The sequence below is a fragment of the Roseateles flavus genome, assembly GCF_039872765.1.
GTDB lineage: Bacteria > Pseudomonadota > Gammaproteobacteria > Burkholderiales > Burkholderiaceae_C > Roseateles_B > Roseateles_B flavus.
In genome coordinates this window covers 44,281-68,391 of the sequence record NZ_JBDPZC010000008.1, presented here as the reverse complement: position 1 = coordinate 68,391, position 24,111 = coordinate 44,281, and the positions used below count along the sequence as shown (strand labels likewise).

General features: G+C 68.3%; 18 protein-coding genes. 9 read left to right on the top strand and 9 right to left on the bottom strand.

Translation table 11 applies throughout. The features are described from left to right. Positions 1 to 21: 21 nt before the first annotated feature. From gspG to ABDJ40_RS17000, 5 genes are all read right to left on the bottom strand, one after another. Complete coding sequence (gene gspG / locus ABDJ40_RS17020; protein ID WP_347611562.1) at positions 22 to 447, bottom strand: type II secretion system major pseudopilin GspG; 426 nt, start codon at positions 445 to 447, stop codon at positions 22 to 24. 626 nt (positions 448 to 1,073) lie between these two features. Next, on the bottom strand, positions 1,074 to 1,352 hold the full coding sequence (locus tag ABDJ40_RS17015; protein ID WP_347611561.1) for a colicin immunity domain-containing protein: 279 nt from the start codon (positions 1,350 to 1,352) through the stop codon (positions 1,074 to 1,076). A 7-nt stretch (positions 1,353 to 1,359) separates the two neighbouring features. After that, complete coding sequence (locus ABDJ40_RS17010) at positions 1,360 to 2,808, bottom strand: RHS repeat-associated core domain-containing protein (RefSeq protein WP_347611560.1); 1,449 nt, start codon at positions 2,806 to 2,808, stop codon at positions 1,360 to 1,362. Positions 2,809 to 2,904: 96 nt separating this feature from the next. Further along, positions 2,905 to 3,594, bottom strand: coding sequence for a hypothetical protein (locus tag ABDJ40_RS17005; RefSeq protein ID WP_347611559.1), 690 nt, complete (start codon positions 3,592 to 3,594; stop codon positions 2,905 to 2,907). Positions 3,595 to 3,604: 10 nt separating this feature from the next. Beyond that, entirely contained in the window at positions 3,605 to 8,395 is a 4,791-nt protein-coding gene (locus ABDJ40_RS17000; protein ID WP_347611558.1) for an RHS repeat domain-containing protein, read from the bottom strand. Between the two features lie 240 nt (positions 8,396 to 8,635). Between ABDJ40_RS17000 and ABDJ40_RS16995 the strand changes: the two genes are divergently transcribed. Beyond that, on the top strand, positions 8,636 to 10,708 hold the full coding sequence (locus ABDJ40_RS16995) for a TonB family protein (protein ID WP_347611557.1): 2,073 nt from the start codon (positions 8,636 to 8,638) through the stop codon (positions 10,706 to 10,708). A gap of 82 nt (positions 10,709 to 10,790) precedes the next feature. On the opposite strand, the gene ABDJ40_RS16990 is transcribed toward ABDJ40_RS16995, so the two are convergent. After that, positions 10,791 to 13,487, bottom strand: coding sequence for a TonB-dependent receptor (locus tag ABDJ40_RS16990; protein WP_347611556.1), 2,697 nt, complete (start codon positions 13,485 to 13,487; stop codon positions 10,791 to 10,793). Between the two features lie 273 nt (positions 13,488 to 13,760). Here ABDJ40_RS16990 and ABDJ40_RS16985 point away from each other — a divergent pair, with 273 nt between their 5' ends. The 7 genes from ABDJ40_RS16985 to ABDJ40_RS16955 all read left to right on the top strand — a co-directional run bounded on the left by ABDJ40_RS16985 (position 13,761) and on the right by ABDJ40_RS16955 (position 21,829). Further along, positions 13,761 to 15,017 (top strand): cyanophycinase, encoded by a 1,257-nt coding sequence (locus ABDJ40_RS16985; RefSeq protein ID WP_347611555.1) that lies wholly within the window; start codon positions 13,761 to 13,763, stop codon positions 15,015 to 15,017. Between the two features lie 57 nt (positions 15,018 to 15,074). Next, positions 15,075 to 16,193 carry a succinylglutamate desuccinylase/aspartoacylase family protein gene (locus tag ABDJ40_RS16980; protein WP_347611554.1) on the top strand — a complete coding sequence of 373 codons (1,119 nt, stop codon included), beginning with the start codon at positions 15,075 to 15,077 and terminating at the stop codon, positions 16,191 to 16,193. Between the two features lie 8 nt (positions 16,194 to 16,201). Beyond that, positions 16,202 to 17,590: a YfcC family protein gene (locus ABDJ40_RS16975; protein WP_347611553.1), complete on the top strand. Its 1,389-nt coding sequence runs from the start codon at positions 16,202 to 16,204 to the stop codon at positions 17,588 to 17,590. 13 nt (positions 17,591 to 17,603) lie between these two features. Then, positions 17,604 to 18,587, top strand: coding sequence for a GlxA family transcriptional regulator (locus ABDJ40_RS16970; RefSeq protein ID WP_347611552.1), 984 nt, complete (start codon positions 17,604 to 17,606; stop codon positions 18,585 to 18,587). Continuing rightward, a complete protein-coding gene (locus ABDJ40_RS16965) occupies positions 18,584 to 19,630 on the top strand; it encodes an arginine N-succinyltransferase (RefSeq protein ID WP_347611551.1) in 1,047 nt (348 codons plus the stop codon). The genes ABDJ40_RS16970 and ABDJ40_RS16965 overlap by 4 nt, the downstream gene beginning before the upstream one ends. Continuing rightward, positions 19,630 to 20,289 carry an arginine N-succinyltransferase gene (locus tag ABDJ40_RS16960; RefSeq protein WP_347611550.1) on the top strand — a complete coding sequence of 220 codons (660 nt, stop codon included), beginning with the start codon at positions 19,630 to 19,632 and terminating at the stop codon, positions 20,287 to 20,289. Before ABDJ40_RS16965 ends, ABDJ40_RS16960 begins: the two co-directional genes overlap by 1 nt. Before the next feature lie 175 nt (positions 20,290 to 20,464). After that, entirely contained in the window at positions 20,465 to 21,829 is a 1,365-nt protein-coding gene (locus ABDJ40_RS16955) for a cyanophycinase (protein ID WP_347611549.1), read from the top strand. Between the two features lie 17 nt (positions 21,830 to 21,846). On the opposite strand, the gene ABDJ40_RS16950 is transcribed toward ABDJ40_RS16955, so the two are convergent. After that, positions 21,847 to 22,020 carry a hypothetical protein gene (locus ABDJ40_RS16950; RefSeq protein WP_269630872.1) on the bottom strand — a complete coding sequence of 58 codons (174 nt, stop codon included), beginning with the start codon at positions 22,018 to 22,020 and terminating at the stop codon, positions 21,847 to 21,849. An 89-nt stretch (positions 22,021 to 22,109) separates the two neighbouring features. Next, entirely contained in the window at positions 22,110 to 22,553 is a 444-nt protein-coding gene (locus ABDJ40_RS16945; protein ID WP_347611548.1) for a hypothetical protein, read from the bottom strand. 109 nt (positions 22,554 to 22,662) lie between these two features. On the opposite strand from ABDJ40_RS16945, the gene ABDJ40_RS16940 reads away from it, so the two are divergent. Further along, positions 22,663 to 23,556 (top strand): LysR family transcriptional regulator, encoded by an 894-nt coding sequence (locus ABDJ40_RS16940; protein WP_347611547.1) that lies wholly within the window; start codon positions 22,663 to 22,665, stop codon positions 23,554 to 23,556. 15 nt (positions 23,557 to 23,571) lie between these two features. Here the strand turns inward: ABDJ40_RS16940 and ABDJ40_RS16935 are convergent, their stop codons facing one another. Next, the gene (locus ABDJ40_RS16935) at positions 23,572 to 24,030 is read right to left on the bottom strand and encodes a TerB family tellurite resistance protein (RefSeq protein ID WP_347611546.1); all 459 of its coding nucleotides are present in this window, start codon (positions 24,028 to 24,030) and stop codon (positions 23,572 to 23,574) included. Between the last annotated feature and the right edge of the window lie 81 nt (positions 24,031 to 24,111).

Below are 24,111 nucleotides of genomic sequence, written 5' to 3'. Positions count from 1 at the left end.
TGGGCAGGAACGGGCCGGCGATCACCAGCTGGTGATGTCGGCGTCCTCGCCTTCGCCGCCGGGCCGGCCGTCATGGCCGAAGGAGAGCAGGTCGTACTCGCCGTGATCGCCGGGTGCCTTGTACTGGTAGGCCTGGCCCCACGGGTCCTTGGGGACGGCTTTGGCCAGGTAGGGGCCGGCCCAGCGAGCTTCGTCCATGGGCTTCTCACGCAGGGCCTGCAGGCCCTGCTCGGCGGAGGGGTAGTGGCCGGTGTCGATGCGGTACTGGTCCAGGGCCTTCTGCAGGGCGTCCAGCTGCGCGCGCGCCACCTTGACCTCGGACTTGCCGATCTGCCCGAAGAAGCGCGGCCCCACATAGCCCGCCAGCAGGCCGATGATGACCATCACCACCAGCAACTCCAGCAAGGTGAACCCACGCCCGGGGCGCGGGCGGCGGCAACGATTCATACAGTCCCTCATGTGATCTCGACCCCGCCCTGGCTCAGTTCCTGAGCGAGCCTCCCCGGCCCTGCGGCTGCACCGTGGCAGGCCGCTTTATGACAGATGCATTCGACAGGCGTTTGACACTCCAGCCTCGACGGCGCCAAACGTTTGACGGCAGCAATGTGCCGCATCATGCCGCAGCGCACAACGGCGTTTTCCAGCAGCGCGGGTGGAACCATCCCTCATGCGAGGGTCGCTCACGGCATGAGCCTGTGTGCGCCACGGGGCGGCCCAGGGCATCGGACGCCGCGTACGGCGTGCCGCTCACGCTGTTGAGCTCGGCAGTCGCCTGACCACCCAGGCAGACGTAGGCCGTGCTGCTGGCCGGAGGTGAGCCGCTGCTGCTGGTGCTGCACAGCAGCTGGCCGGACCGAAACCCAAGCGAAACCCGAGGGTCATGAAACCCGAGAGGCAGGCCTTGAATTTCAAACTCCTCATGCGATCACATGATGGATTCAACGGGGAACTCGACGCGTAGCGGGCGGGTAAGTGGGGCACGTCCCACAAGCAGCGGAGGGGTTTGAAATTTAAGGCCTGACCCTGATTCCCGCTGATTAATGCCCTGATTCCTCTGATTCCGGATTCCGCTTTCAAATCAACCTCAGGCGCCTCACAGTTGTCTGCAGCCGCTCCCGCAACTGCGACTCAGTCATATAGAAATTTGGCTTTTCAGACAATAACTCAAAATCCGTTGTAAAAGAATCAACGCATCCAAAAATTTCCTCGAGCAATTCATACAAGTTCACGCTCAGAATTCTTTTCTCCCCCTTAAATTTACTCATGTATTCAATTTGAAATTCATTCACCGGCAAATTTCCGCAAAGAAACTGATGGATCAGCGCTTCATATTCGGTTTTGGCGTCACTCATGGCACCCTCACAATGAACCTCTGGTTAGTACATTTTCAAGCTGCTGGGGGCTCAGCCTCCATCCAGACAAGATATTATCTGCCGAGTCTTGCATGACATTAAGCCCACTCTTGGGATCAACAAAATGCGTCACAGACGTACCTCGATATGTACCTTGAATGGTGCGCGTAGTCGAAGCGCTCACATGCGCTTGAATTGCGGCCAATAGCTCCGATAGCTCCGATAGCTCCGATAGCTCCGATAGCGTTTTATTGCTGCAATTTCCGACAACACCAAAATCTGCGGCATGTTTGAAAGTATGTTGAAGCGATGATCTGCTGACGACCATTCCTCCTGCCGGCCCAATTCTCGCTACTAGTCCAATTGCCAGAACCGCCGTCGAGCCCATTGAAGGCCTTGCCATATAGTCGCCAAGAAATCTGAAATTTCCTAGCGCCATCTTGCCAAGGATGAGCGGAGGGAACAACATCATGGCCTCGTCCGATATCAGGTCGTCGAACATTTTCTCTAGCGTGGAGCTGACATAATTGCCATCCTCTTTGGCTTTCGATCGCCAACTGTTCGACCCACTACCTAAGCCTCTCCCCGAATCCACCAGCACTTCACAATTTGCCATCTTGCGGCAATCGTCATTGCTGAGCAACGGTGCTCTGCCATCTGGATCAACTTTGATATAGGGATTGTTTTCAACATAGGTATACAGACCGAACCCTTTGCCCGTTTCGGCATCCGTGACTATTGGGTCAACGCTGAGAAACCTCCCCGCAATCGGATCGTAATACCGCTGCTGCATGTATACGAGCTCCGTCTCCGCATCCTGCACATGCCCCGTGAACCCCATCAGGCTGGTCGCGGGCCCGGGCTTGGTGCCGGCCGCCACATAGCCGTAGGGTTCGTAGCGGCTGCGGTTGAGGAGCGCCCCCGTGGGCCCGGTATGCGCCACCGGGCTTCCCAGCAGATCGGTGTGCACATACTGCGTGCCGCTCACGCTGTTCACCTCGGCAATCGCCTTGCCGGCCAGGTAGACGTAAGCCGTGGTGCTGGCCGGGCGTGAGCCGCCGCTGCTGGTGCTCCACAGCAACTGGCCCGCCTGGCTGTAGAGCGAGAGGCGCGTGCTGCCGTCGCTGCTCTGCACTTTGATGCGCCGGCCCAGGCCGTCGTAAACATAGCCGCCCCCGAGGCTGGAAGCGCTCAGGCGGTTGCCCAGATCGAAGGTGTAGGTCTGCGCCCCCTTGGAGCGGATGTTGCCGTAGGGGTCGTAGCTGTAGGCACTGGTGCTGCCGTTGACCGTGAGGCTGTTGAGCCGGTTGCTGCCGTCGGTGTAGTTCAGGGTGACGTTGCGGCTGCCCACATTGGCGGTCTTGAGGTTATCTGCAGCGTCGTAGGTGTAGCTGGCGCTGCCCCAGACGCCTGGGGCGCTGGCGCTGGTGAGCCGGTCCAGGTCGTCGTAACCCATGCTGCGGCTGAAGACGTTCTCCTGCTGGTCAGCTGCTGCTGATGACGTTGAAATTCAAGGTCTCGTATCTGACCCTGGCAAGCGCTGGTGTCCCACTTATTTAATATACCCAACATCTTTTAAGATGTCAGCATCTCGGAGGATCACAGGGAAAAGATTCTGATCCAGCTTGGGCGCGACCAACAAGCTTCTCGAAACCTGCTCCTTATACATTTGAGAAATTAGAACTTTTGTATAAGTAGATATCGGCAATCCATCCACCCCAACCACGCCACCCGAAACATCAATTACAAATTGACTCAATGGATCGAGTTTTATCTTGGAAATAGGAATGGCTTCAGATCTTATGCAAAAATCAGAAAAATCAGCCCGCGATATATCCAAGGCCCAATCAACATCGCCATAGAATATTTCCTTTTTTTCGATATATTTCTTCTTATCCTCCTCCGTCATCCCCGGCCCCGGAAATCCATTTATCATCAAAGCATCGAATCTTCCCAATACTTTGACACGATCAAATAGGGTTCCCCAGCAGATAAGCAAATCTCCGCGGATATTCGAAAATGTAGCCCTCCTGACTATTGCCGGCCCCACCATGCAGCCATGTATTTCAGCGTCTTGAATCAAAGCATCACTCAGGGAGTCTCGAACATTTCTCTTCCAACTTCCGTTATGGCCAAAATTTGCATCTACAAATGAACATCCAACACACTCAACGTCCTTGAACGTGTAGTGCCCAAAAAATCGCTTACCACCACGGATAGTCTTCGAAATAACGGAATTCATTCAAACCTCATCACGGCCGAACATATTGAATCAACGTCAACATACCGTCATAACCCCGTCGAAGATGGTCCTCCGCCCACCTGGTACCCTTGGTAGTTATATCATATATTCTATCCCCATATTTTGATGCAAAGTCAGGCGATTTAGTGAATGGCCGACTCGTATAATTTAAGAGCCGACTCAGAACCGGACTCCTCGCCACATAATTTGCCGCGAACCGTTCCACCGCTTTCCCATAATTCGCAGCAGCGAGACGAGTACCAGCAGCCATTTCCTTCACTGACAAGAACTCGGACATCGCCAACTCATTTTTCGTAAACTCTTTCACTGCCTGTCTAGTCGCGTACTTTAGGCCTTCGCGCTCAACAAAGCCCAATGCGCCTTGAGCAAGCATGGGAGCCCCAGCTACAGCTCCCATGGCCAGCGCGCCGCCGCCAACCATTAATGCAGCATCACCTGCCATTGGATTATCGCCCTCTGGATCTCCCATGGGATTTACCATGGTTAGCCCCTGATAGCCGATAGACTTCTCTGCTTTGCTGGCACCCGGCGATCCTGAAGAAGTGCCCGAATCTGCCACGACTTCACAATTGGCCATCCTCCTGCATTCAGAATTATCTAAAGTAGGATTTCGACCGTCGGGGTCGATGTAGGCAAGCGGATTATTGGCAGCATAGTGATAGCGACCAAAAGACTTGCCTGTATTGGCATCCGTGACGACAGGATCAACCGAAAGAAACCTCCCCGCGACAGGATCGTAATACCGCTGCTGCATGTACACGAACTCCGTCTCCGCATCCTGCACATGCCCCGTGAACCCCATCAGGCTGGTCGCGGGCCCGGGCTTGGTGCCGGCCGCCACATAGCCGTAGGGTTCGTAGCGGCTGCGGTTGAGGAGCGCCCCCGTGGGCCCGGTATGCGCCACCGGGCTTCCCAGCAGATCGGTGTGCACATACTGCGTGCCGCTCACGCTGTTCACCTCGGCAATCGCCTTGCCGGCCAGGTAGACGTAAGCCGTGGTGCTGGCCGGGCGTGAGCCGCCGCTGCTGGTGCTCCACAGCAACTGGCCCGCCTGGCTGTAGAGCGAGAGGCGCGTGCTGCCGTCGCTGCTCTGCACTTTGATGCGCCGGCCCAGGCCGTCGTAAACATAGCCGCCCCCGAGGCTGGAAGCGCTCAGGCGGTTGCCCAGATCGAAGGTGTAGGTCTGCGCCCCCTTGGAGCGGATGTTGCCGTAGGGGTCGTAGCTGTAGGCACTGGTGCTGCCGTTGACCGTGAGGCTGTTGAGCCGGTTGCTGCCGTCGGTGTAGTTCAGGGTGACGTTGCGGCTGCCCACATTGGCGGTCTTGAGGTTATCTGCAGCGTCGTAGGTGTAGCTGGCGCTGCCCCAGACGCCTGGGGCGCTGGCGCTGGTGAGCCGGTCCAGGTCGTCGTAACCCATGCTGCGGCTGAAGACGTTCTCCTGCTGGTCGCTGATGCTGATGACGTTGCCGTTGGCGTCATAGGCATAGGCGTCCTTGAGCACGCCCGCGTCCTCGTTGCTGGACGGCAGGCCGCGCAGGTTCTGGCCCAGCGAGTGCAAGATGCCGTTGCCGAAGCGGAAGCTGTTGACGGCGCCATTGGGGTGCAAGCTCAGCCCCGTGGCGAAGCTGCCCACCTGGCTGGGCTCGCCCAGGGCATTGGGCACGTAGCTGACCGCGGGTCCGCCGGTGGGGTAGCTCAGGCTGGCCAGGTGGCCGTTGGGGCTGTAGCCCCAGCTGAAGGTCCAGTTCTGGCCGGCGTAGTTCAGCGTCTCGGTGCTGATCAGGCGCAGGCTGTTGTAGACATAGCTCCAGACGCTGCCGTTGCTCGTCACCGTCTTGAGCTTGCCGTCGGGCCAGTACTCGCGGCTGATGCCCGGGCTGCCGTCCCCGTAGCCGGTGCTGGTGAGCCGGTTCATGGGGTCGTAGCCGTAGCTGATCTTGGCCGCAGCCGGCACGCTGAAGGTGTCGCAGGAGCTCGCAAGGGTCAGGTTTTGCCCCGGGGCCTTCCAGCTGAGGTTGCCGGCCAGGTCGTAGTCCTGGATCGTGGCGTTGACCTCGGGCTCGATCGTCTTGCACAGGCGCTGGCCGGCATCGTACACATAGCGCCGCGTCACGCCGCCACGGCTGACGGACGTGGGCTTGCCGAAGGCGTCGCGGCTGATGCTCACCGTCACGCCTGCGGGCAGGCTGGCGGTGGCCAACCTGGCGTCCTCGGGCTTGTCCAGGGCCCAGAAGCTCTGGGTGCTGGTCTTGTTGCGCGGGTTGGTGGACTGGGTCTGGAAGCCGCTGAGGTAGGCCTGGGTGCTGGTGAGCACGCCCAGCTCGCTGTCGGCCTCGGTGCGCAGCAGGCGGCCCAGGGCGTCGTACGTCATGCGCCGCCCGGGGCTGGTGATGCCGACCGTCGATGCGTCACGCTGCGGGTAGCTCTCGAAGGCCAGCTGGCCGGCCGCGTCATAGCCCTTGACCACGACCTTGCGGCTGCCGGCCTCCTGGGTGGTGTCGAAGGCGCGGGTCATCAGCGGGCGCCAGAAGCCGTCGTAGTAGGCAACGGTGCGGGCATTGCCCTGGCTGATGGTCTGGCGCCAGTGGTTGGCCGGGAGGCCGTACTCCGGGCTGCTGACGCGCTCGAAGGTGAGCGTGGTGGGCGTCCAGCCGCTGGGCGGGGTGATGCTGGCCAGGCGGCCCGCGGCGTCGTAGCCATAGCCGGTGGTGTAGCTGGCCGCGTCGGTCAGGCTGGTGATCAGGCCCAGGTTGTTGACGACGGCCGATTCGCTGGCGCCGTCCGGGTAGCTGATGCCCTGGGGCAGGCCGCGCCTGTAGCTGCTGAAGCTGGTGCGGCGGCCGGCGCCGTCGGCGCGCCAGGCCAGGGTGCCGTCGGTGTTGTAGCCGGAAGTGCCCTGGGAGACGCCGTACTTGAGGACCTCGATCAATCGCGCCTGGCTGTCATAGCGGTTCTCCAGCGGCGTCAGGCCGGCGGCCTGCAGGGTCTTGAGCTGGCCCAGCACCCACTGGCCGAGGTTGTCCTCGTAGCTGAGGGTCTCGCTGAGGCTGCCGCCCGGGCCGCTGCGCTGCTGGCTCGTGACCCGCTCGAAGCTGTCGAAGGCGCTCGCGCTCCAGCTGAAATTGGTGCCCTGCTGGGTGAGGGTGCGTTGCTGCAGCGGGTCGGTGCGCACGGCGCTGGCGCTGTCGCCCATCTGCAGGATGCTGACGCCCATCTCCCGACCGATGCGGTGGCTGCTGGCCGTGCTGCGCAGCACGCCGCCGCTGCTGGGCCCTTCGTCCAGGCGCAAGAGCTGACCCTCGGTGCGGTCCACCCGGGTGCCGAACACATGCACCAGGCGGCGGCCATCGCTGCCGTCCACGGTGACGGTCTTGGTCTCGGGGCAGCTGCCGCTGCAGTCGCTCCAGCTGCCCTGGTTGGCCGGGCTGCTGTAGCTGTAGGTCCAGCTCAGCGCGGGCAGGCCCGGGCCGCTGATCTGCTTGGCGGTGAGGGCGGTGGTGGCGAAGTAGCGGGGGAAGCGCGCGAAGGTGCCGTAGTCGCCGAAGCAGTTCTGCGGCACGTAGGAGCGCGCATGGCTCACCGGATTGACCGTGAAGCTGCCCGTGGCGCCGCTGGGATGGGTGAAGCTGATCACCCCGGTGAAGGGACTCACGGCCTCGTCGCCCAGGCCCGCGCAGCCCGGGTCCTTGCTGTAGTGCGGCGTGACGCTGATGGTGTCCGCCCCGCTGATGCCGAGCTGACTGCCGTCCGGCTGGGTGACGCTGAGCAGCTCGCCCGCGCTGCTGTAGCTGTAAGTCCAGCTGCGGGTGCCATCACTGATGCTGGTGACGCGGTCGCTGCCACTGCCGTAGCTGAGGGTGATGACGCGGCCGTCCGAACCGGTGATGGTCTTCAGGCGCCAGGGCGCGGCCGTGTCATAGCTGTAGCTCACCGTGTTGCCGAAGCGGTCCCGCGCCTCGGTGGGCAGCAGCCAGACCTCGTCGCGCAGCAGGGAGGGCGTCACCACGGCCGTCGCCACCTTGCCAGGCGGCGTCGCAAGCTGAGGAATCGGGGAGGCGCGGTACATGACGTCCGCCTTGCGCCGCACCAGCCAGTCGAAGCGCCAGGTGACGCCGTCCGGGCTGCGGGCGATGAAGCCCTCGCCCTGGTTGTTGTTGCTGGCGCTCGTGAAGGCATTGCTGGCCAGCGTCGTGCAGCGCAGGGCCCATTGGTGCCGGGTGACGAGCTTGTAGCTCTGGCCGTCGGCCGGCACGGCGGGCGTGGTGGGGCCCACCTTGAGGATCTCGTCGGCGCCGGCGCCGGGCACATAGAGCTGGTGGCCCTTCCAGTACTCCTCCTGATCCCAGAAGGAGTCGCCATTGGTGCCGGTGACGGTGCCGGGGCCGGTGAAGTTGCTGCAGCGGTCCGTGCCCTGGCCCAGGCCGAAGGACCAGCCGTACTTGCTGGAGAACGTGCCCTGGATGCGCGGCAGCTCCAGGTCCCAGTTGCCGAAGGCGCCCAGGCGCTGGCGCGCGGCATAGCCGGGCACCAGGCGGCGCCCCACGCCCACGCTCAGCGCATCATTGCCCGGCAGGCTGGCATCCTGCTGCACGAACTCCAGCGCGCCGGTGTAGTGGTTGACCTTGTCCCCGAAGAGATTGGGGCCCAGGGCGCTGACGGAGCGCGAGGCCCGGACCAGCTCGTGCTGCTGGTCATGGTACGTGTCCGCCTGGACGGCGCAGGCCCAGAGAACGGCCAACAGCAAGCAGGGCCTGGCAGCCCTGCGCAGCATCAGTGTCATGAGTCCCTCCCGAGGCCGCGGGGCCTGGCTCCGCAACCGGTGTCAATAACGGCTGTTTTCAACAGCTCGATGGATCGGCGGGAATGTACGGACTGAGCCGGGGCCTGTGACCCTGTCAGGTGTTTCACCCACTTTTGGGGGGCGGGGCTGCGCAGACCTCGGCGGGCCCGCGGGACCGCCAGGCTGGCTGCCAGGCAGATGCGGCGAGAATCTGCCTCGATCCCTCCGCCTGCCGCCCGCTTGAAAGCCCACCGCCTCCGCTTCGCGACGCCCGCCCCCTTCCGCACGCAACTGCCTGCGGAACTGGCGGCCATGGCGGCGACGGCCCATGCAGGCGCTGGGCCTCGGGACCGCGGAGCGGTGCGGCGGCCGGGGCTCTCGCTGGCGCTGTCCCTCGCCCTGCATGCCTTCGTGCTGAGCCTGACCTTCGGTGGCCAGGGCCTGGGTCTGCCCGGACTGGGCCTGCCCTGGAGCGAGCAGCGCTTGGAGCCGCCGCCGCTGCAGGTGCGGCTGAGCCTGCCGGCGGAGGCGGCGTCGGCCTCGTCTACCGCCACGGCGGCGAGCTCCCCGGCAGCGCTCACCGCCCTGCCGGCGCAGCCCACCCGGGAAGCGCCCGAGCCGGCCTCGCCTCCGCCGCCCACCGCAGAGACACCGCCCGCGGCCCGGGCGCCGACTCTCGAACCGGCCCCGGCTCACCCTGCGGAAGCTGCTGCAGCCGCCGTGCCCGTCCGCCATCCGCCGCGCCCGTCTTCCGAGACGCCGACCGAGGCCCCGGCGCCCTCGGAAGCCCGCCGAGCCGAGGCCGCCCCGGCCGAGCGCCGACTGGTGTCCCTGGACCCCTCGCAGCAGGACAGCTGGGTCGTCCCCGAGGCCACCGCCGCCTCGGCGCCGGAGCCTCAGCGCACGCCGCAGGAAGCGCCGCTCCAGGCCCCGGCGGAGTCGCGGCGCGAGACCCAGGTCCTGCTGGCCCGCCAGGCCTTGGCGCAGCAGGCGCCGGAGCGCCCCACCACGCCCCTGGCGAGCACACCCGCAGCCATGCCGCCGGCCCCACCAGCCCCGCCAGCCCCGCTCGCGGCCGCTGATGCCGACGCCCAGGAGCTGCAGCGACTGCTCCAGCGCTCGCTGGCCCGGCATGCGCTCGCGCAGCGCGAGGCCGAGCGCCAGGCGGTGAGCGCCCCCACCAAGGACACGACCAAGGACACGGCCGACAGCACCGCCGCGGACGCCATCCGCCAGGAATCCAGCCGCCTGGCCGCACGCGCCGAGGCGCAGCGCCTGGACGCCGCCCGGGCGGACGCCCTGCGCGCCAAGGCCGCCGAAGCGGCTGAGGCGGGCCGGCAGGAGCTCGCACGCCGCGAAGCCGCCAGGCTGGACGCCGAACGCCAGGCCGCCGCACGCGCTGCGGCCGCTCAGGCCGAGGCGGCGCGGGCCGACGCCGCGCGGGTGGAAGCCGCCCGGGTGGAGGCCCTGCGGCAGGCGGCGAAGCGGGCCGAGGCCGCGCGGGTGGAAGCGGCACGGCTGGAGGCCGCGCGTGCCGAGGCGGCTCGCGAGGAGGCGGCACGCGCGGAAGCCCAGCGCGCGGAGGCCGCCCGGCTGGAAGCGGTACGGGCCGAAGCGGCACGGCTGGAGGCCGCGCGCCAGGAGGCGGCCAGGGCTGAAGCCGCGCGCCAGGACGCTCAGCGGGCCGCGGCGCGCGAGGCGGCCGAACGGCTCGAAGGCGAGCGCCAGGCCGCCGCCCGGCAGGAAGCGGCCCGGCAGGCATCAGCACAGGCGGCGGCGCAAGCAGCAGCACAGGCATCAGCCCAGGCCGCCGCCACCCGCGCCGCCCAGCAGGAAGCCGCCGAACGCCGCGAGGCCCGCCTGCGCGAGATCGGCCGGCAGCTGGATGAGGAGCGTGCCCAACGCGACGCCGCGGCCGCCTCCGCCCGGCAGTCCAAAGACCTGCCCTATGCCAGCAGCCAGCGCCGCGGCCGCCTGATGGGCCGCAGCGATCCCAACCCGGACCTGGTGGCCTACGGCGAGACCTGGGCCCGCAAGATCCAGCTGGATGCGATGGGCTTCGAGCGCCTGCGCGAGCTGCTGCGCCAGCCCCATTTCGATGCGCTGGTGACCGTGGCCGTGCGGGCGGACGGCTCGGTGGAGTCGGTCAGCTTCGTGCGCTCCAGCGGCTCGCCGGCGCTGGACGCCGCCATCGAGCGCACCGTCCGTGATCTGGCCGTCTACCCGCCCTTCCCCCCGGCCCTGGCCAAGGACTACGACGTGATCGAGATCCGGCGCAGCTGGCACTTCGACACTGCCATCCGCCTGTACTGAGCAGGCCCCGCAAGGCACACAGCCCCGGCACCACGCAGGGCACCGGGGCTGTCAGGGTCCGCGGACCGCGGTCAGTGCCAGATCAACGCAGCTTGAAGTTCAGGCTGACGAAGAAGTTGCGACCGCGGGGGTCGGTGTAGGTCGGGTCGAAGGTGGAGAGGAAGTAGTAGGACTGGTTGGAGAAGGGCGGCGCCGTGTTCAGCAGGTTCTGGATGCCAGCGCGCACGCTGAGGCGCTCATTGAATCGGTAGCTACCGCTGAGGTCCCACAGCGAGTAGGCCTTGACCTGGCGGGGCTCGGTGCCGGGCAGGTAGCTGTCGTCGGTGTAGGCGGAGAAGTAGCTGTTGGCCAGGGTCAGGGAGAGCGGGCCGAAGTCCCAGTCCGCCGAGAGGCGGTGGCGCCAGCGCTGGATGACCTGGTCCTGCAGGAAGCGGCCGGCGTTCTCCAGGTAGGGCTCGGCGCTGCCGAACTGGCGCTGGTAGTGCATCACGTAGGTGCCGCTGAAGTTCAGGCCGAAGCGGCCCATGTCGGTCGCGGCGGAGCGCCAGCGGGCTTCGAGGTCGATACCGGAGGTCTTGAGGCCGCCCTGGTTCTCCTTCCTGAGGATCAGGGTGGGGTAGTCATCGGCCGGGTCGCGCTTGATGTAGGAGGCGTAGCGCTCGGCGTTCTCCAGGATGATCTTGCCGGAGAGGTCGCTGATCACGTCGGTCTTGCGGATCTGCCAGTAGTCCACGCTGACCAGGCTGGTGCTGCTGGGCTCGAAGGCGATGCCAAGGGAGAACTGCTTGCTCTTCTCGGGCTTCAGGTCGGGGTTGGCCACCTTCTCGGTGGGGTACTGGTCGAAGGCGTCATAGACGGCGTCATACAGGAAGGCCGGGCTGGTGCCGTAGGTGGCCGGGCGGTAGAGCTCGCTGAAGGTCGGGGCGCGGAAGCCGGTGCCGGCCGAGCCGCGGATCACCACGGCCTTGCTGGGCTGGTAGCGCAGGCCCAGCTTGGGGTTCACCGAGCTGCCGACCTTCTCGTAGTGGTCGGCGCGCAGCGCGGCCTGCAGCTCCAGCTGCTTGCTCAGCGGGGCGCTCAGCTCGGCGTAGGCGGAGGTGATGTTGCGGCCGTAGTTCGTGGCCTCGGGCGCGGGGCTGGTGCCGGTGCTGTCGCGGTCGCCGCCGATGTTGTTGCTGATCAGCAGGGCCGAGGGCGTGAAGCGCTGGGTCTCGCGGCGCAGCTCGGCGCCCACGGCCAGGCCCAGGTCGCCGCCTTCCAGCTGCGCGAGGCTGCCGGTGAGCTTGAGGTCCAGGCCCGAGGTCGTGCCCTCGCTGCGGCGGGCCACATCGTCCACGCGCAGGGACTCGATCAGGCCGCGGCTGGATTCCGGCGAGGGCCCGAAGGGGTTGATCTTGCCGGCGCGCACGGCGTCCAGCAGCTCGTTGAACTTGAAGTAGCCGTCGACGTAGCGGTCCGCCACCTTGTTCTGCGCGTGGCTCAGCGCGGCGGTGTAGTCCCAGTCGCCGAAGACGGTGCCGGTGGTGCCCACGACCACGCGGTTGGCGTCGCTGCGCACCTCGTTGGTCCGGTTGCCCAGCTCCTTGGCGCGGAAGCGGATCTCGAAGGTCCGGCCATTGCTGACCGGCTTGGGCAGGAAGGCGTTGACGGCCGACCACGTCATGCCGCTGAGCGTGGTGGGATTGGGAGAGAGCACGTACTCGGTGTCCGCCCGCGCCATCAGCACTTCGCCGAAGAGCTGGCGGCCCTCGCCGAGCTTCATCACGCCGCGGGTGAGGAAGGAGAGCTTGTCGGACTTGGGATAGATCTCGGTGTCGGCCATGTAGTCATAGCCGCAGGCCTCGGCGCCGATCTGGGTCGGGGCGTACACGGAGGCCGGCGGATTGCAGGCCGGCGCGAAGAGGTTCAGGGTGCGCTGCGTGTAGGGCTTGCCGTTGAAGGTGTAGCCGGCGGCGTTGATGGCGGCCAGTTGCTCGGCGCGCGCGCCCGCATTGCTGGCCAGGCGGATGTTGCCGGGGTAGGGGCGGCTGGAGAGGTAGTAGGGCACCGTCTCCGTCAGTGGTCGCTCCTGGATGAACTCGCGCTGGGTGGAGCGCAGGGCGTCCAGGGCCTGCACATCCAGCGTGGCGAAGACGTTGTAGCCGTCGCGCTGCAGGTCACCGCTGCCGCCGCTGATCGTGAAGGTGCGCTTGCCGGCGCCGCCTTCCTGCGTACCGGAGGCGTAGGCGGCCAGGTCGATGCCGCTGTAGTCCTGGCGGGTGATGAAGTTGATCACGCCGCCGATGGCGTCGGTGCCGTAGATGGCGGAGGCGCCGTCCTTCAGCACCTCCACGCGCTGAATGGCGCCGGCAGGGATGCTGTTGAGGTCCACCCCGGCCGCGTCGCCCGGTGAGGCGAAGTTGGCGAGGCGCCGGCCGTTGAGCAGCACCAGGGTCGAGGACACGCCCACGCCGCGCAGGTTGGCGCCGTTGAAGCCGCGCTGGCCGCCGGTGTTGTCGGAGATGGAAGCGCCGTCGCCCAGGTTGGCGGCGGCGGCGCTGATGTTCTTGAGCAGCTCGGCCGCGGTGGTCACGCCGGCCTTGGCGATCTCCTCGCGCTTGATGGTCTGCACCGGCAGGGCCTGCTCGCCCTCCAGTCGCTTGATGCTGGAGCCGGTGATCTCCACGCGCTCCAGCTTGGGCGCGGCTTCCTGGGCCTGCGCCAGCAGCACAGGGGCGGTCAGCGCGAGGCAGGCGGCGCGGGCCATCAGGGTCAGGGACGGTTTGCTTGCACGGGTCATGAGAACCTCAAGAGAGAGAAGGAGGATGAGCCAGGGAGGAGGGCTGGGAATCACTCTAGGGACGGCACTCATGACTTGCCTATGGGGTTTTGGCGCGCCGGTCGCTTGCAGGCAAATGCCTGTCGCTTCCGGACAAGCCGGCGTCAGGCCCGCCCCACGCGGGCCGCGGCCTCTTGCGATGAAGCGACATGCACTTGCGTGGAAGGCGCAAGCAGGCCCTGAACGGGGCGCAACCCGCTGGCCCGGCGGCGGTCGTCCTGACAAGATGAAGCCATGCAACGCCTTCGACTCCTCCTGTGCACCGGCAGCCTGCTGTGCACGACCCTGGCCCAGGCCGGCACCGCCATCGTGATCGGCGGCGCACTGCGGCAGGACAACCCCACGGTCTGGCAGCGCGTGGTCCGCGAGGCCGGTGGCCCGGGCGCGCGCATCGCCGTCTTCGCCACCGCCGCGGCCAACCCCGAGCGCAGCGCGCAGCAGATCATCACGGCCCTGCAGCGCGAGGGCGCGGATGCCCGCTTCATCCCCGTCGCCCCGCGCCTGCCGGGCGAGGACCTGCAGGCGCGGCTCAACGACCCCGCGCTGATCGAGCAGGTGCGCAGCAGCCAGGGCGTCTTCTTCTCGGGCGGCGCGCAGGAGCTGATCGTGGACACCCTGCAGCCCGCCGGCCAGCCAAGCCCCATGCTGCGCGCCATCCACGAGGTCGTCGACCGCGGCGGCGTGGTGGCCGGCACCAGCGCAGGTGCGGCCATCATGAGCCGCATGATGTTCCGGGATGCGCAGGACAACCTGGGCATCCTGCGCGGCCAGTGGCGCGAGGGCCGTGAGTACGACCGCGGCCTGGGCTTCGTCGGCCCCGATCTCTTCATCGACCAGCACTTCCTCAAGCGCGGTCGCATCGGGCGCCTTCTGCCGGCCATGCAACGTCTCGGTTATCGGCTGGGACTGGGCGTGGAGGAGAACTCTGCCGCGGTGATCAAGGACCGCCAGGTCGAGGTCATCGGCGCCCGCGGCGCGCTGCTGGTGGACCTGCGCGAGGCGCGCAGCGACGCACGGCTGCCCGCCTTCAATGTGCGCGGCGCGCGCCTGAGCTACCTGGACAGCGGCGACCGCTACGACCTCGCCACCCATCAGGCAACACCTGCCCCCCACAAGCTGCGCGAGCCCCGCATCGACCCCGCCGCCAGCGACTACAAGCCCTACCTGCCCCGCGGCCACTTCTTCGGCGACATCCTCGGTGACGGCGCCATCGTCAGCGCCATGGCCCAGCTGCTGGACAGCCCGGCGGATGAGGTGCGCGGGCTGGCCTACGAACCCGTGCCCGGCGCGCGAGGCCGCGCTTCACGCCTGGGCTTCGAGTTCCGGCTCTACAAGGCACCGGGCCTCCAGGGCTGGTTCAGCGGCGCGCTGGGCGGCGAGGACTACACCGTGCTCGATGCCCGGCTCGATGTGATCCCGGTGCAGGTCGCCCATCCGCTCTACACGCCGCTGCGGCCCACGGCCATGCCAGCGTCCGCGCCCCACCCCTGACCCCCTGCCATCTCCAGCGCTGGCATCCCGCGCCGCGGGCTGCCGCCTGACCACGCCATGCTGACTCAACACCACCTCCTGCCCGCCGCCCACGCCGGCACCCAGCGCCAGCTGCGCAGCCTGCACTTCGGCGCAGGCCGCTCCGGGCGCAAGGCCTATCTGCAGGCCTCGCTCCACGCGGACGAGGTGCCGCCGCTGCTGGTGGCTCAGGCACTGATCCAGCGCCTGCAGGCCCTGGAGGCCGGCGGCGCCATCGAGGGCCGCATCGTGCTGGTGCCCCTCGCCAACCCGATCGGCCTGTCGCAAGACCTGCAGGGCAGTGCCCTGGGCCGCTTCGATCTGGCCACCGGGCTGAACTTCAACCGCCAGTTCCGGCACCTCGCGGACGACGTCGCCCGTGCCGTCGCGCCCCTGCTGGGGGCGGACCTGCAGGCGAACACCCGCCATATCCGCGAAGCGATGCGCCAGCAGCTGGGCCACTGGCAGCCGCAGACGGAAACGGAGGCCCTCAAGCGCCAGCTGCAGTACCTGGCCCATGACGCCGACCTGGTGCTGGACCTGCACTGCGACAACCAGGCGGTGGTGCACCTCTACGTCGGCAGCGCGCAGGTCGAGGCCGCGCGGCCGCTGGCCGCCTACCTGGGCGCGCAGGCGCTGCTGCACACGCCGCTGGCGGGCGAGGAGCCCTTCGACGAGACGATGGCCCGCCTGTGGTGGGAGCTGGCCGCCCGCTTCGAGGGGCGCCACCCCATCGACCCGCTGGGCTGTGTGGGCGTGACCGTGGAGCTGCGCGGCGAGACCGACGTGAGCCAGGCCCTGGCCGAGCAGGACGCGCAAGGCCTCATCGCCTATCTGCAGCAGCAGGGCCACATCGCCGGCGAGCCGCCGCCCTCGCCCGCCGCCTGCGAGCCCACGCCGCTGGAGGCCGTCGAGCCGGTGACGGCGCCCTGCCCGGGCATCGTGGTCTTCGCCAAGGCGCCCGGGGACTGGGTACTCAAGGGCGAGCTGGTGGCCGAGATCGTGGACCCCCTCACCGACCAGCGCACGCCCCTGCACGCCCGCGCCAGCGGCCGCTGCTTCGCCCGCACCGCCCGCCGCTACGCCAGCCGCGGCATGCGCCTGGCCAAGATCGCCGGCCAAGAGGCCTACCGCAGCGGCCAGCTGCTGTCCCTGTGAATCGCGCCATGAAGCTCCGACTCCCCAACACCTATGTGCTGCTCGTCAGCCTGCTGGCCCTCATCGCGCTGGCGACGTGGATCGTGCCCGGCGGCCGCTTCGAGACGGCCCTGGTCAACGGCAAGACGCTGATCATCCCCGGCACCTTCCACCTGGTCGAGGCGCGGCCGCAGGGCTTCGCGGCCTTCCTCACCGCGCCGATCAAGGGCTTCGTGGAAGCGGCGCTGATCATCGGCTTCGTGCTGGTCGTGGGCGGTGCCTTCGCGGTGCTGCAGAAGACCGAGGCCATCGATGCGCTGATCAAGTCCGTCGCCCGGGCCCACCAGCGCTCGGCCCTGGTGCGGGCCCTGGTGATCCCGGTCTTCGTCACCCTGTTCTCGCTGGGCGGCGCGAGCTTCGGCATGGCCGAGGAGGCGATCCCCTTCGTGCTGATCTTCATCCCCCTGGCCCTGGCCCTGAAGCTGGACACGCTCACCGGCGTGGCCATCCCCTTCGTGGGCTCGCAGATCGGCTTTGCCACGGCCTTCCTCAATCCCTTCAACGTGGGCGTGGCCCAGGGCATCGCGGGCGTGCCCATGTTCTCGGGCCTGGGCTACCGCGCGCTGTGCTGGGCGCTGGCGACGGGCCTCACCATCGCCTTCCTGCAGTGGTGGGCGGCGCGCATCCGGCGCGACCCCACGCTGAGCCCGACCTACGAAGCCGACCAGGCCCGCCGCGCCGAGATGGACCTGGCCGCCTTCGAGCAGTTCGCCGGCATGACGCAGCGCCACAAGACCGTGCTGGCCCTGTTCGCCGGCTCGCTGCTGGTGATGATTGGCGGCGTGGTGCGCCTGGGCTGGTACATCGAGGAGATCGCCGCGCTGTTCCTGGTGATGGCCGTGAGCGTGGGCCTGGTGGCGCGGCTCTCGGCCGACGAGTTCATGGCCGCCTTCCTGCACGGCGCGCGGGACCTCGTCGGCACGGCGCTGGTGATCGCGCTGGCCAAGGGCACGGTGATCCTGTTGCGCGAGGGCCAGATCATCGACACCCTGCTCAACGCCCTGGCCCCGCTGGTGGCCTCGGAGCAGCCGGTGTTCGCGGCGCACAAGATGTTCCTGATCCAGTCGGTGGTCAACTTCTTCATCCACTCCGGCACGGGACAGGCGGCGCTGACCATGCCCATCATGGCCCCGCTGGCCGACCTGGTGGGCCTGACCCGCCAGACCGCCGTGCTGGCCTTCCAGCTGGGCGAACTGACCACGCCCATCATCCCGACCTCCGGCATCACCGTGGGCGTGCTGGCCCTGGCGCGCCTGCCCCTGGGCACCTGGATGCGCTGGATGCTGCCCCTGCAGGCCCTGTACCTGCTGATGGCCCTGCTGCTGCTGAGCTGGCCGGCGCTGCAGCGCTGGACTTGATTACAGTCAGGCCATGCCCCCCACCACCCGCGCCATCGGATGCCTGCTGCTGCCGGGCTTCCCCCTGCGCGCCCTGGGCGCCTGGGCGGACGGGCTGGCGGCGCTGAACACCCAGCAGGGTCAGGTCTTGTATGCGCTGAGCGTCCTGGCCCTGGACGAAGGGCCGGTCGTGGCCAGCAGCGGCGTGCCCGTGCACGGTCGCGTGCCCGCTTCGGCCGATCGCTGGCACACGGTGGTGGTCCTGGCCGGAGAACCCGGCGCGCCTGATGTCCGCCTGCAGGCCCTGCTGCAGGCCTGGGACCGGGACGGCGTGCTGCTGGGCGGCCTGGGCAGCGGCGCCGCCGCCCTCGCCGCGGCCGGCCTGCTGGACGGCCACCGGGCCTGCGCCGACTGGGCCTGGCTGGACCGCCTCGCGGCCCGGCATCCCCAGGTGGCCTGGTCGCAGGGCCTGTGGGACCTGACGCTGGCGCGGCGCCGCTTCAGTGCCACCTCCAGTGCGGCCACGGACCTGATCGGCGCCTGGGCCCACCAGCTGCATGGCGAGCCCGTGCAGCAGGAATGGCTGCTGGCCATGGACCTGCGCCACAGCCGTCCCGCCGAGGACCGGCAGCGGCGCGAGCATCTGGAAGCGCGCGACGTCGCCAACCCCAAGCTGGCCGAGGCCCTGGCGCTGATGGAGGCCAACCTCGCCGAGCCCCTGCCCACCGAGGAGGTGGCGCGGCTGGTGGGCGTTTCCCGCCGGCAGCTGGAGCGCCTGTTCAAGCAGCACCTGGACTCCCTGCCCTCGCGCCACTACCTGGCGCTGCGCCTGGACCGGGCCCAGCGCCTGCTCCAGCAGGGCACCCAATCGATCCTGCAGGTCGGGCTCAGCTGCGGCTTTGCCTCCGGCCCGCATTTCTCCAATGCCTACAAGGCCCATCACGGCCACACACCGCGCGAGGAGCGCAGCCGCCGTCCCGGCTGGCTGGCGCCCGCGCCCCAGGGAGACCTTTCATGAATGGCCTGGACCTTCAGGGCCTGCTGCTGCGCCCCGTCGCCCTCACTGACCTGCCCGACATGCTGCGCATGGCCGCCGCCAGTGCCGACGGCATCAGCTCCTTGCCCAACGACGAGGCGAAGCTGCGCGCCCGCATCGAGGCCTCGGTGCAGGCCTTCAGCAGCCCCGACGACGCCAGCGGCGAGGAGACCTACCTCTTCGTGCTGGAGGACCGCGCAGTGAACCACCCGTCGGGCCGCCTGGTGGGCTGCGCGGGCATCGCGGCGAGCGCGGGCTTCTTCGACCGCTTCTACAGCTACCGCAACGAGTTCGTCGTGCATGCCAGCGCCACGCTGGGCGTCTCGCAGCGCATGCACACCCTGCACCTGTGCCATGACCTCACCGGCGCAACGCTGCTGACCTCCTTCTTCCTGGAGCCCGGCTACGAGCCCACGGCGGCTGCGCAGCTGCTGTCGCGGGCGCGGCTGCTCTTCATCCAGGCCCATGCGCAGCGCTTCTCGGACCGCATCGCGGCGGAGAACCCCGGTGTCACCGATGCCCTGGGCCAGAGCCCCTTCTGGGATGCCGTCGGCCGCCAGTTCTTCGGCATGGACTATCCGCAGGCCGAGGCCGTGATCGGCGGGCGCAGCAAGGCGCTGATCGCGGACCTGATGCCGCCCTCACCGATCCCCGTGGTGCTGCTGCCCGCCGCGGCGCAGCTGGCGCTGGGGCAGCTGCATCCGGTGGGCGAGGTGCCCTTCTCGGTGCTGATGGACGAGGGCTTCGACGCCGACACCTATGTCGACATCTTCGACGGCGGCCCCACCGTGGAGGCGCCGCTGGCCTCGCTGCGCAGCGTCCGCCACCACCGCCTGCATACCGTGCGGCCGGGCGCCGGGAGCGGGCCGCGGCGCTGGCATCTGGTGGTCCGGCCGGGCCGTGAGCACTTCGCGGCGGTGCTGGCCGAGATCGGCGAGAGCCTGCATGCCGACGAGGTGCCGGCCCTGCAGCCGCGCGCCGGCGAGACCCTGCTGAGCACGCCCCTGTGGCCTGAGGAATCGTGATGACCGAGCTGATCGTTCAAACCCTGGACGAAGGCGTGGCCCTGAGCCTGCCCGAGGGCCGCGGCGGCCTGACCCTGGTGCCACGCCGGGGTCAGGTCTTGCCCCTGTACCACTTTCGCCTGGGCCGCGTCGTGCATGCGGCGCAGGAGCTGGGCCTGTTCCGCGTCCAGCAAACCCTGCTGCTGAGCAACGACCACACGGGCGACACCGAGCTCACCGGCCTGTGGTTCGACGAGTGCCTCGATGACGCGGCGCGCAGCCTCGCGCTGGAGGCCCTGGTGCAGGGCGCCCGCCAGTGGATCGCCCGGCACCGCGAGGCCTGCGGCGACTGGCTGGTCCTGGAGCTGCCCGGCTGGCGCAGGCCCGATGGCAGCTCGCCCTTCTGGGAGGCCCTGGGCGCACGCTTCTACCCGCATGACGCGGCCGCCGCGCAGGCCCGCTGGGGCAGCGCCTGGTGCAGCCACCTGGCCGCGCTGCTGCCCCGGCAGACGCTGTACCTCTCCTTCCTGGGCGAGGCCGCACAGCAGGCCTGCGCGCAGACCGATGCCGCCCATGCCGCGCTCCTGCCCACGCTGCAGCGCCTGGGCTTCCTGCCGCCGCTGCAGGTGCGCATCGACGACGGCGGCCCGGTGCTGAGCTGCCCGCTGCCGCGCGGTTGAGCCACTGCGCCGCTGCGGGTTGCCCCGCTCAGGACATTCCCGCAGGCGTCACAACGACGCAAGTCCGCGTCGCAAGAAGGCAAGGCGACGGCTTCACGGCGGGCCCCTGCATCCCTAAGGTCAGGGCCTGGGTTAGAGGCCCCGACCGGGGCCACCCTGGACCGTTGGGAATGCCATGAAGAAAAGCCAAAGACGCCTGGGCGCGGCGCTGTGCGCCGCCTTGCTGGGCCTGAGCGGGCCGGCGCTGGCCGGCAAGCTGTTCCTGTCCGGCGGCGCCTATGAGGACGCCAACACCGACCTCTTCGTCAACGGCCTGCGCAAGGCCACCGGCCGCGACGCGGGCTTCACGCCCAACATCAACAGCACGGCCAACTGCGGCACGAACTGGGCCACGACCGTGTGCCCGCGCATCGCCGTCATCACCGCCGCGAAGGACAGCTACGCCACCGGGCTGGACGCCTTCCAGAACGACATCCCGGCCAGCTCCACCAGCGCCCTCAAGCGCGGCTACTACAACCTCTTCCAGACCCACGGCTTCTCCCCGAAGCACATCACCGCGCATGTGGACAACTACGCCGTCCATGCCAGCAGCAGCACGCCCGAGGGCCAGGCGAACATTGCGCTGATCCAGCAGGCGGACGCCGTATGGTTTGTCGGCGGCGACCAGGCCAAGATCATCCGCAGCTTCCTCACCGACAGCGGCGCCGACAACGCCCTGGCCGCCGCGCTGCGCGCACGCTGGAACAACGGCAGCGGCAACATCGTCATCGCCGGGGACTCCGCCGGCAACCATGCGCTGAACGTGCGCATGCATGCGGCCGGGGTCAGCTATGGCTACCTCTACTTCGGCGCGGACCTGCAGGACAAGGCCGTCACCGACTGGCAGACCCTGGGCGACACGCGCGACGGCACCGCCGCCCTGCGCTACCTGGAGAACGGCTCCACCATGAAGGGCCTGGGCTTCCTGCCCGCCGGCCTGCTCAGCGACACCCATTTCGACAGCCGCTCCGGCCGCCTGGGCCGCCTGGCCGCGGCCCTGCGCCACATGGGCGTGCAGCAGGGCCTGGGCGTGGACGAGAACACCGGCGTGCTGGTCGACACCTCGGCGCAGACGGCCACCGTCTACGGCGCCAACCGCCTGCTGATCGTGGACACGGCCAATGCCAGCGTGCAGGCCGGCACCTACTACAAGGTCAACGGCCTGCGGGTGAGCCTGCTGACGCCGGGCGACCGCTACACCTATTCCAGCAAGACGGTGAACAGCAGCAAGAGCGCCATCGGCTCGCCCTACTACAGCAGCTACTACGACTCGGCAGACATCTTCGCCGCGCTGGAGACCTCCAAGTCCCTCACCCGGCTGGTCGACCAGTCGCCCAGCACCAACATCGGCAGCGCGCCGGTGCCCGTCTACAGCAGCGGCCCGCAATACCCCGGCGCCAGCCCGGTGATCAAGCTGCGCTTCACCCGCGATGCCAGCACCCGCGGCTACTACGGCGGCGGGCGCTACACCGTGGACAAGGCCAAGGTGGACATCTACTGAGGCCGGTGGGGCACGGCCTAGAGGACCACCGCCAGGGCCGTGCCCAGTCCCAGCGCGCCGCTGCAGACCCCGAGCAGCGCCACATCGCGCCGCTCGTTGCCCATGCGCCAGGCCTGCAGCGTGACGCCCAGCAGGGCCAGGGTCAGCACACCGAGGATCAGGGTGGGGGTGTCGAAGGAGAGGGTGTCCATGGCTTGAAGTCGTCAGGGTTCAGGAGAAGGGGGCGTCCGCGCGCTGCCTTTCGCTGCCTTTCGTAGCTTTTCGCAGGCTCCACGGTGCGTCACGGGGCAGGCACGGCCGGCAGGGGCGGACGCGGTGCCGGCAGGGACCGCCGGCACAGGGCGATCAGCCCGTGCAGCACGGCCCCCAGCACCACCAGCAGCACGCTCCCCGCGCCCCAGACCAGCCAGGCCACGGCGGTGACGCCGCCGGTCATCAAGGGCAGGGCCTCCAGCAACTGCTGGGCGGCCGGCGCGAGCAGGGCGAGGCCGGACTGCAAGGCCTCCACCCATTGCGCAGGCATCCAGGGCTCGAGCCAGTCCGGCAAGGCCGGTAGCGCAGGGCCACCGGCCCCGCCGGCCTCGGGTGCTTCCGGCCCTTTCGGCCCGCCCAGCTGCGCCAGCACCCAGACCGCCAGCCCATGCAGGGCCCAGAGGGCCAGGGACCATGCGGCCAGGAGGCAGGCCACGAGAAACCAGCTCAGCGCGTACGCCATGGCGGCCATGAGAAGTGCTCCAGGTCAATGCAGGTGCTGCGAGTGTGGCCATGACGAGGCTCCGAATAAACCAGCTTCAATCGCAACTAGCATTCGGTTTTTCCGCAGCGGAGGACGCATGCTGAACTACCGCCATCTGCACTACTTCTGGGTCGTCGCCAAGGAAGGGGGCTTTGCGCGCGCGGCCGCCCGCCTGGACATGGCCGTGCAGACCGTCAGCGCCCAGGTGCGCGAACTGGAACGCGCCCTCGGGCACCAGCTGCTCAAGCCCGCCGGGCGCGGCGTCGCGCTGACCGAGGCCGGTCAGGCCGCCTTTGCCCGGGCCGAAGAGATCTTCCATCTCGGCCACGGCCTGGCGGATGAAGTCCGCGAAGCCGCCAGCGGCAAAGTGCAGCGCCTGGGCGTGGGGCTGTCCGACGGCATCTCCAAGCTGTCCGCGCATGCCCTGCTGGCGCCGGTGCTCGAGGCGCCGCACCTGCGCCTCGTCTGCCATGACGGCGAGTTCGAGCAGCTCATGAGCGAGCTGGCCCTGCATCACCTGGACCTCGTGCTGGCCGGCCAGGCGCCGCCGCGCAATCCCAATCTGCGCCTGGCCTGCGTGCGCCTGGTCGAGACGCCGATCGAGTGGTACGGGCCGACCCACCTCGTCGGCAGGGCCGAGCAGGCCCGCTTCCCCGCCTGCCTCAACGAACTGCCCGTGCTGCTGCCCACCTCGCATTCGGCGCTGCGGGGCAAGCTGGACCACTGGCTGGAGAGCGAGGGACTGCGCCCGCGCATCGTCGGCGAATTCGAGGACAGCGCGCTGCTGGCCGTCTTTGCCGCCCGCGGCCTGGGCGTGTTTCCCGTGAGCCAGCTCGGCAGCGGCGACCTCGGCATGCCGCGGGGCCTTCGGCGCCTGGGGTCCTGTGACCAGGTGAAAGAGGAGATCTACGCGCTGCATTCGAGGCGCGGCCAGCATCACCCGCTGGTCAGGCAGGTGATCCAGGCAGCCTCCCTGCTCCCGGCCGTCTGAAGGCGGGCCTGCCGATCACGGCGCGGGCAGGGTCACCGGGGCCGGCGGCAGGCCCTGCATGAGCGGCCCGGTGCACAGGGACTGCACATGCGTTTGGTGCCAGCGGCGGTGGGCCGCCTCCAGCACCACACTTTCTGCGTCCGCCATGTGGCGATCGGCCACGGCGACCGCGGCAGCCAGCAGCAGGGTGCATTGCTGCAGCGCGGGGTCGGTGACCTCGTCGAGCAGCAGGTCCAGCGTCTGCTCGTCCACCTGGCACACCAGCGAAGCCTGGCCGGAAGCGCCCAGCATCAGGTCCTCGCAGGTGTGTCGCACCACTTCGGCAAAACCCCCGGGCGCGAGACCCAGGGTCTGCTCGACCTGCATCGCCTCGAGCGCATCGAGCTCGACGCGGGAGACATGGCCATCGGCGATGAGCACCAGCGCCACGAGGCGCGCGGCGGCTTCAGGGCTGTTGCAAGGATAGTTGCGCATGGAAACCTCCACAGTCAGGGGTCAGGGGTCAGGACACCGGCCCGCCTTCACCGGTACGGCCGCTCCCGGTCCCGGGGCCGC

Bases quoted from the DNA above. Each gene is read 5' to 3' on its own strand.
- ABDJ40_RS16975 (WP_347611553.1), top strand. From the start codon at position 16,202: ATGAAGCTCCGACTCCCCAACACCTATGTGCTGCTCGTCAGCCTGCTG.
- ABDJ40_RS16960 (WP_347611550.1), top strand. From the start codon at position 19,630: ATGACCGAGCTGATCGTTCAAACCCTGGACGAAGGCGTGGCCCTGAGC.
- ABDJ40_RS16990 (WP_347611556.1), bottom strand. From the start codon at position 13,487: ATGACCCGTGCAAGCAAACCGTCCCTGACCCTGATGGCCCGCGCCGCC.
- ABDJ40_RS16940 (WP_347611547.1), top strand. From the start codon at position 22,663: ATGCTGAACTACCGCCATCTGCACTACTTCTGGGTCGTCGCCAAGGAA.
- ABDJ40_RS16950 (WP_269630872.1), bottom strand. From the start codon at position 22,020: ATGGACACCCTCTCCTTCGACACCCCCACCCTGATCCTCGGTGTGCTG.
- ABDJ40_RS16955 (WP_347611549.1), top strand. From the start codon at position 20,465: ATGAAGAAAAGCCAAAGACGCCTGGGCGCGGCGCTGTGCGCCGCCTTG.
- ABDJ40_RS16980 (WP_347611554.1), top strand. From the start codon at position 15,075: ATGCTGACTCAACACCACCTCCTGCCCGCCGCCCACGCCGGCACCCAG.
- ABDJ40_RS17010 (WP_347611560.1), bottom strand. From the start codon at position 2,808: ATGGGTTACGACGACCTGGACCGGCTCACCAGCGCCAGCGCCCCAGGC.
- ABDJ40_RS16970 (WP_347611552.1), top strand. From the start codon at position 17,604: ATGCCCCCCACCACCCGCGCCATCGGATGCCTGCTGCTGCCGGGCTTC.
- ABDJ40_RS16935 (WP_347611546.1), bottom strand. From the start codon at position 24,030: ATGCGCAACTATCCTTGCAACAGCCCTGAAGCCGCCGCGCGCCTCGTG.
- gspG (WP_347611562.1), bottom strand. From the start codon at position 447: ATGAATCGTTGCCGCCGCCCGCGCCCCGGGCGTGGGTTCACCTTGCTG.
- ABDJ40_RS17005 (WP_347611559.1), bottom strand. From the start codon at position 3,594: ATGAATTCCGTTATTTCGAAGACTATCCGTGGTGGTAAGCGATTTTTT.
- ABDJ40_RS17000 (WP_347611558.1), bottom strand. From the start codon at position 8,395: ATGACACTGATGCTGCGCAGGGCTGCCAGGCCCTGCTTGCTGTTGGCC.
- ABDJ40_RS17015 (WP_347611561.1), bottom strand. From the start codon at position 1,352: ATGAGTGACGCCAAAACCGAATATGAAGCGCTGATCCATCAGTTTCTT.
- ABDJ40_RS16965 (WP_347611551.1), top strand. From the start codon at position 18,584: ATGAATGGCCTGGACCTTCAGGGCCTGCTGCTGCGCCCCGTCGCCCTC.
- ABDJ40_RS16945 (WP_347611548.1), bottom strand. From the start codon at position 22,553: ATGGCCGCCATGGCGTACGCGCTGAGCTGGTTTCTCGTGGCCTGCCTC.
- ABDJ40_RS16985 (WP_347611555.1), top strand. From the start codon at position 13,761: ATGCAACGCCTTCGACTCCTCCTGTGCACCGGCAGCCTGCTGTGCACG.